Here is a 6,789-nt window from a genome sequence, read left to right on the forward strand (position 1 = left end):
GGGGCTGATCCACCATGTCGCTCAAGCTAGCGGTTTGGGCCGCCCCCAGCACCTCTATCAGCTCAGCCCCCAAGGAGAAGCGCAATTCCCCACCGGCTACGACGAGTTTGCCCTCGGTCTGCTCAATACGCTGGCTGAAACCCTGGGATCCGAACAGATGGGATCCCTGCTCCAGCAGCAGTGGCAGCGCAAAGCCCAGGAGTACCAAGCCCAGATGGGCTCCGGATCCCTGGCCGAGCGGCTGGAGCGCCTGGTGCAGTTGCGCCAGGCAGAGGGCTACATGGCGGAGTACTACCCCTATCCTGCCAACCTGGCTGCCCCAATTGCAGCAGAAGGCTCTGAGCAGTATGTCGAGCAATATGTCTTGGTGGAGCACCACTGCGCCATCGCCCAGATTGCCCAGCGCTTTCCCAGCGTCTGCGGCCACGAGCTGGAGATGTTTGCCGCCGCCCTGCCCGATTGTCGGGTGGAGCGCCTCACCTGGCAGGTGAACGGAGAACACCAGTGCGGCTACTGGATTGCCAAGACGGGATCCCCCCCCTAGACCCAGCCACGATTAGCAGTTCGTCCTTTGCTGGGCCTACCTCAGGTGAAAGCTTCCTAAAGACGGGCAAGAGCAGCTATGGATGCATAAAATTATAGCTATATGGTAGTATAAGCATGAACCAATCTGGATTTTTCCTATGTCAGAGCTGGAGAAGCCGCGCCAAGGGGTGGGGCGGGTTACCGCTTACTTTATCAACAACGCCCAGCTTACTTCCTTGATTATTGTGGGCCTGGCCATCTTTGGCCTGCTGGCAGCGACCTTGACCCCCAAGGAAGAAAACCCGCAAATTGTCGTCCCGGCAGCGGATGTAGTTTTGCGGTATCCGGGGGCCAGTGCCGAGGTTGTGGAGAAGACGCTGATTACCCCTGTGGAAGCGAAGCTGCGGGAGCTGACAGGGATCGACCACATCTACTCGGTGGCCCAGGCCTCTGGCGGCTTGATCACGGTGCAGTATGAGGTGGGGGAAAACTGGGAAGACAGCCTGTTCAAGCTGCAAAACCATCTGTTTAGCCACCCGGAGCTATTCCCCCCTGGCGCCAGCTATCAGGTGCAGCCGGTCATCATTGACGATGTTCCCATCGTTACCCTGACCTTGACGGGGGCCGACTACAGCGACGATCAGCTACGGCGGGTGGGAGAGCGGCTGCTGGAGGATCTGCGCAGCCTTCCCAACACGGCCAACCTGACGCTGGTGGGCGGGCATCCCCGCACCATTCGGGTGGATCTGGATCCGGAGCGGCTGGCCAGCTATGGTCTTTCCCCGACCCAGGTGGCCCAGCGCATTGCCGCCGAAAACTTGCAACTGCCGGCGGGAGACGTGGAGGTGGGATCCCAGCAGATCCGCCTGGAGGGGGGACAGCGGCTGGCTTCGGCTGAGGACGTGGCCGCCATTCAGATCAAGCCGGAGGTCTATCTCAGAGATGTAGCCAGCGTGCGGGATGAGTTTGCCGAGCGCACCTCCCTGACCCGCATCCACTTCCGCAGCGACGAGCCCATCACAGAGCCCTATCCGGATCCGCGCCGCCGCTCGACGGGAGAGTGGATCACCCAGCCGGCGGTCACCATCGGCATTGCCAAGAAGCCGGGAACCAACGCGGTCACCGTAGCCAAGGCCATTTTTCGGCGGCTGGAAGAGTTGCGGCCGCAGTTGCCTCCCGGGATCCAGGTTGCCGTCACCCGCAACGACGGGCGGACGGCCTCAAAAGCGGTTGGGAACCTCTACAACAGCCTCTTCCAGGCCATCGGCATTGTGGTGGGCCTGTTGTTGATCTTCCTGGGCTGGCGGGAGGCGGCCATTGTGGCTTTTGTAATCCCGTTAACTTTGGCCGGCACGCTGGGCGTGGGCTGGGTTGCCGGCCAAACGATTAACCGCATCACCCTCTTTGCCCTGATCCTGGCCCTGGGCACCTTGGTGGACGACGCCATCGCCGTTACGGAGAATATCCACCGTCGCTTTGAGCTGCGCCCCGGCATGAACTTTCGCGAGAAGGTGGAGGAGGCGATTGCCGCGGTGGAGGAATTGGGTGTGCCGGTTATTCTCTCCACCATCACGGTCATTTTGGCCTTCCTGCCCATGCGCTTTGTCACGGGGATGATGGGGCCCTACATGGGGCCGATCCCCTTTAATGTGCCGGTGGCGATGATCATCAGCACAACGCTGGCCCTGACGGTTACCCCCTTTCTGGCGGCCCGTTGGATTCGCCTCAAGCCCTCCACCGAGGCCTCTCCACCCCAGCTCGCTCTGGAAGAAACGCGCCTGTATCGGCTCTACCACCGCCTAATGCAGCCGCTGCTGGAGTCGGCCTTCCGGCGGCGTCTGCTGATCGGGGTGGTCACTGGCCTGTTCTTGGCCAGCTTTCTCCTGCCCCTGACCCAGGTGGTAAAGTTTCGCATGCTGCCCAAGGCGGACAAGGACACCTTCCTAGTGCAGTTGGATATGCCGCGGGGGACGGAGCTGGCCGCTACCGACGCTGTAGCCCGCGAGCTGGAGGAGGTGCTCAAGCAGGATGCCGAGGTGTTTAGCTTTGAAACCTACGTCGGTACGGGGGCGCCGGTGGACTTCAACGGCCTGCTGCGGGGATCCTACCGCCGCGAGGGCGAGGATGTGGCCGACATCCGCGTCCACCTCAGCCAGCCGGAAGCCCGTCGGATCGACTCGGAAGGGATCGTGCTGCGCCTACGGCCTGCTATGCAAGCGGTGGCGGAGCGGCACAACGCCATCGTCAAGCTGGTGGAAGATCCACCTGGGCCGCCCGTGCGGTCTACCCTGCTGGCAGAAATTTATGGCCCCGACTACGCCCAACTGCGGCAGTTGGCCAAGCAGGTGCGCCAGGTGTTTGGCGAGACGGAGGGCGTGGTGGACATCGACGACTCGGTGAAAAACCCCATTCCCCAGTTGACCCTGAAGGTGGATCCGGAGCGGGCCAACCGCGTCGGCCTGACCACGGCGGAGGTCTCCCAGACCTTGAGCTTGGCCCTGCGGGGATCCACCGTCAGCATCCTGCAACTGCCCGGGGAGCTGACACCCGTGGGGATCCATGTCCGCCTCGAGCCGTCGGCCCGGCAAAGCCTGGAGGATCTCAACCGCATTCAACTGCCGACGCCGACGGGATCCCTGGTTCCCCTGTCGGAGCTGGTGGAGTGGGTGCCCACGGTGGCCGACGAGCCCATCTTCCATAAAGACCAGCGGCCCGTGGCCTACGTAATGGGCGAGATGGCCCGCCGCTCCTCGGTCTATGCAGTCTTGGATCAAATAGCCTATTTCTGGCGGCATCCCCTCCCCAAGGGCTTTTGGATCCAGTGGGATGGGGAATGGAAGCTGACCCTAGACGTGTTCCGGGATCTGGGCCTCGCGATGCTGGTGGCCATTTTGTTGATCTATCTCATCCTGGTGGGCCAGTTCCGCAGCTTCAAGGTTCCGCTGATCATCTTGGGCAGCATTCCCCTGGCCCTCATCGGCATCCTGGTGGGCTTTAGCCTCAACGGAGTGTACTTCAGCGCCACGGCCATGATTGGGGTGATCGCCTTGGCGGGGATCGTGGTGCGCAACGCCATCGTCTTGCTGGAGTTTATCGCCGATCAGCGGGCCCAGGGGGTCAGCCTGGAAAAAGCCATTGTGGCAGCCGGGGCCGTTCGCTTTCGTCCGATTTTGCTGACCAGCATCACCACCATGTTGGGCACGGTGCCCATCTTGTCCGACCCGGTGTGGTCGGGCTTGGCCTGGACGCTGTTGACGGGGATGTTGACCTCTTCCGCCTTGACCTTGGTGGTCATTCCCATCTGGTTCTACGGGGAGCAAATCCGCCTTGCCAAAGCCAAGCCGGCTCTGGAGCACCAGCCATCCCACCCGTAGAGAAACTTTTTGACATCCACCCTTCGAGAAGGAGACAAGACGATGTGGACATACCTGAGAAGATGGCTCCTGCTGGCGCTGGCCTTAGGCAGCTTGGGCTGGAGCGCTGCCGCAGCCTTGGCCCAGCCGGATCCTGCCCAACTGGCCAAAGCGGTGGAGTCCGTAGAATACCTGGATCAACTGCGGCATGGCCTGGCGGCCAGCTTGGCCGGATCCTCACCTGCGGGGGTGGATGCCGAGACCTTCAAACAGGTTTGTCGCCCTGTGGCGGTGCAGGCGCAGGCCCTGGCCCAAGAAAATGGCTGGCAAGTTAAGCAAATTGCCCAAAAGTACCGTAACCCGGAGCACGCCCCCGACAATCTACACGCCACGATGGCCCTGGCCCGTTTCCAGCGGGATCCGGAGCTCATTGGCTTTTGGGAGCGGGAAGTGCTGGCTGGCCAGAGGGGCATTCGCTACTACCGCCGCATCAACGTCGAGGCTAGCTGCCTGGCCTGTCATGGGCCCAAGGACTCGCGACCGGCCTTCATTGTCAGCAAGTACCCCCAAGACCGGGCCTACGACTTCAAGGTGGGAGACCTGCGGGGCATGTACGCCGTGTTCATTCCCGAAGAGGAGGAATCTCCTCAATAGCCCCTTGTCCTAGGGAGAGGAAGGGGACTCTGTATTATCTTTTTATCGACATATAGTTATATAGTTTGCCAAAATAATGATGGGAGAAGGTTGCAAAGGAGTTTAATTTCTATGGACGCTGCCCTGGTTCCGTTTGAAGAGCCGCCGCTGTCGCGGCGCCGTTTTCTCAACTTCCTGACCGGCTCGGCGCTGGCGGCGGTGGCGGGTTCGGTGCTCTACCCGCTGGGCCGCTACCTCATCCCGCCGGCGGAGGGATCCGCCAATGGATCGGCCCTGGCCAAAGACAAGCTGGGGAACCCGATCCCGGCGGAGCAGATCTTGGCAGAGCCGCCTGGGACGCGGGCGCTGGTGGCGGGTCTGGCGGGGGAGCCCACCTACCTCACCGTTAGGGAGGGGGGGGAGCTGGACGAGCAAGGGCTGGTGAACAACTGTACCCACCTGGGCTGCACCTTCCCATGGAACCCGCTGGCCGAAGAGTTCCAGTGTCCTTGTCACGGATCCCGCTATGCGGCTGATGGCTCGGTGATTCGAGGGCCGGCAGCGCTGCCTCTGAAACTGGTGCGGGTGGAGGTGCGGGAGGGGTGGATCTGGCTCTCTCCCTGGTTGGATGTCGATCCGCGAACGGGGAGTCTGCCCTGGTGGGTGTGAAGGAGGGCGCTCTTGGGATCGGCTTCTGGCCGCAGGTTTTTTTCATCAAGTTCAGAAAAGAGGGGGAGCAGTTTTGATGGCTCGCGTCGTCGTCATTGGGGCTGGGCTGGGAGGGCTGCCTACTGCCTACGAGCTGCGGCATCTTTTGCCGCAGGGATCCCACCAGGTAACTGTAGTCAGCAATACTCCAAAGTTTACGTTTACCCCTTCTCTGCCGTGGGTGGCGCTGGGCCTGAAGCGGATGGCGGACATTCAGGTGGAGCTGCCGCAGCGGCTGGAGAGGAAGGGGATTGAATTTATCCAGGGCACGGTAACCGACTTGCAGCCGCCAAAGCGCACCCTGCGGGTTAACGGGGAGCCTCTGGCCTACGACTACTTGGTGGTGGCCACGGGAGCGGAGTTGGCCTTGGACGCCATCCCAGGTCTGGGGCCGGAACAGGGGTTTACCCAGTCGGTGTGCACGCCGCACCATGCTTTGCTAGCTCAGAAGGCGTGGGCAGAGTTTCTCCGCCAGCCGGGGCCGCTGGTGGTGGGGGCGGTGCCGGGGGCCAGTTGTTTTGGGCCGGCCTATGAGTTTGTCTTGCTGGCCGAGGGGCAGTTGCGAAAAAGAGGGCTGCGGGAGCAGGTGCCCATCACCTTCATCACGCCGGAGCCCTATGCTGGCCATTTCGGGATTGGCGGCATGGCGGGGGCCGAGGAGCTGGTGAAACGGCTGCTGGCCCAGCGGCAGATCCGGGTTTTGGCCAATACTGCCATTGCCCGTGTCGAAGAGGGGGAAATCGTGCTGGCAGAAGGGGAGCGGATCCCTTTTGCCTACGCCATGCTGCTGCCGCCCTTCCGGGGAGCCCAGTTCCTGCGGGAAGTCCCCGGCCTGACGGACGCCCGCGGTTTCCTGCCGGTAACTTCCACCTACCAGCATCCCGACTTCGATAGCTTCTATGCGGTGGGCGTGGTGACCCAGCTAGCCCCTTCCGAGACAACCCCTTTGCCGGTGGGAGTGCCCAAAACCGGCCAGATGACCGAGGCGATGGGGATGGCAGTGGCGCACAATATCGCCCTGCGCCTGGGAGCCCTGCGGGGGGAACCCGTGAGCCCGACGCTGGAAGCCATCTGCTTTGCCGACTTCGGCGATACGGGCATTCTCTTTTTGGCGGATCCTGTCTTGCCGGTGCTGGGGCGCCGCCGCCGCGCCCTGGCCGTACAAGGGCCATGGGTCAGTTGGCTCAAGTCCGCCTTTGAGCACTATTTCCTGGCCAAGATGCGCTGGGGGTGGGCGGTGCCTTGGTTTGAGCGCCTCAGTTTGCAGGGGGTGGGGCTCTCTCTGATAGAGCCCATCTCCAAACCATTGGGAGATTTGGTCTCCCCTTAGAAAAGTTCCGATTTTCTCGTCACGCTCAAGTTACGCCGAACACTTGCGCTATGAAAACTCAAGTCGGCAGGTTGCAACAACAAACGTTTTCCGGCTGGAGCTGGGGTCACCTGGGCTGGGCGCTGCTCTTCCTCTCGCTAGGGGGGCTGGGCGGCTGGCTGCTGGGATCCCAAGGCCGGCCCGGCCAAGGGGGGGCAGCTTTGGAGGTTGCCGGTCGCGTCGGCGGGACAGGGTCCCTGG

At 62.3% G+C, this 6,789-nt stretch carries 6 protein-coding genes; all 6 read left to right on the forward strand.

The annotated features are described in order from the left end of the window. Positions 1-544, forward strand: a 544-nt coding sequence (gene sufR / locus NW835_RS05590) for an iron-sulfur cluster biosynthesis transcriptional regulator SufR (RefSeq protein ID WP_414414741.1), incomplete at its 5' end; no start/stop codon positions are given. A gap of 139 nt (positions 545-683) precedes the next feature. Then, positions 684-3,899 (forward strand): efflux RND transporter permease subunit, encoded by a 3,216-nt coding sequence (locus NW835_RS05595; protein WP_414372333.1) that lies wholly within the window; start codon positions 684-686, stop codon positions 3,897-3,899. A 9-nt stretch (positions 3,900-3,908) separates the two neighbouring features. Then, positions 3,909-4,532, forward strand: coding sequence for a DUF3365 domain-containing protein (locus NW835_RS05600; protein ID WP_414414742.1), 624 nt, complete (start codon positions 3,909-3,911; stop codon positions 4,530-4,532). Positions 4,533-4,643: 111 nt separating this feature from the next. Further along, positions 4,644-5,180 carry a cytochrome b6-f complex iron-sulfur subunit gene (gene petC, locus NW835_RS05605; RefSeq protein WP_414372329.1) on the forward strand — a complete coding sequence of 179 codons (537 nt, stop codon included), beginning with the start codon at positions 4,644-4,646 and terminating at the stop codon, positions 5,178-5,180. A gap of 76 nt (positions 5,181-5,256) precedes the next feature. Then, the gene (locus NW835_RS05610; protein ID WP_414414743.1) at positions 5,257-6,549 is read left to right on the forward strand and encodes an NAD(P)/FAD-dependent oxidoreductase; all 1,293 of its coding nucleotides are present in this window, start codon (positions 5,257-5,259) and stop codon (positions 6,547-6,549) included. A gap of 50 nt (positions 6,550-6,599) precedes the next feature. Beyond that, on the forward strand, positions 6,600-6,789 hold a 190-nt coding region (locus tag NW835_RS05615; RefSeq protein ID WP_414414744.1), incomplete at its 3' end, for a hypothetical protein.

It is taken from the genome of Synechococcus sp. OH2 (genome assembly GCF_047462155.1).
GTDB lineage: Bacteria > Cyanobacteriota > Cyanobacteriia > Thermostichales > Thermostichaceae > Thermostichus.

What these genes read in the sequence shown, in the direction of transcription:
- NW835_RS05595 (WP_414372333.1), top strand. Translation starts at nt 684, where the DNA reads ATGTCAGAGCTGGAGAAGCCGCGCCAAGGGGTGGGGCGGGTTACCGCT.
- NW835_RS05610 (WP_414414743.1), top strand. Translation starts at nt 5,257, where the DNA reads ATGGCTCGCGTCGTCGTCATTGGGGCTGGGCTGGGAGGGCTGCCTACT.
- petC (WP_414372329.1), top strand. Translation starts at nt 4,644, where the DNA reads ATGGACGCTGCCCTGGTTCCGTTTGAAGAGCCGCCGCTGTCGCGGCGC.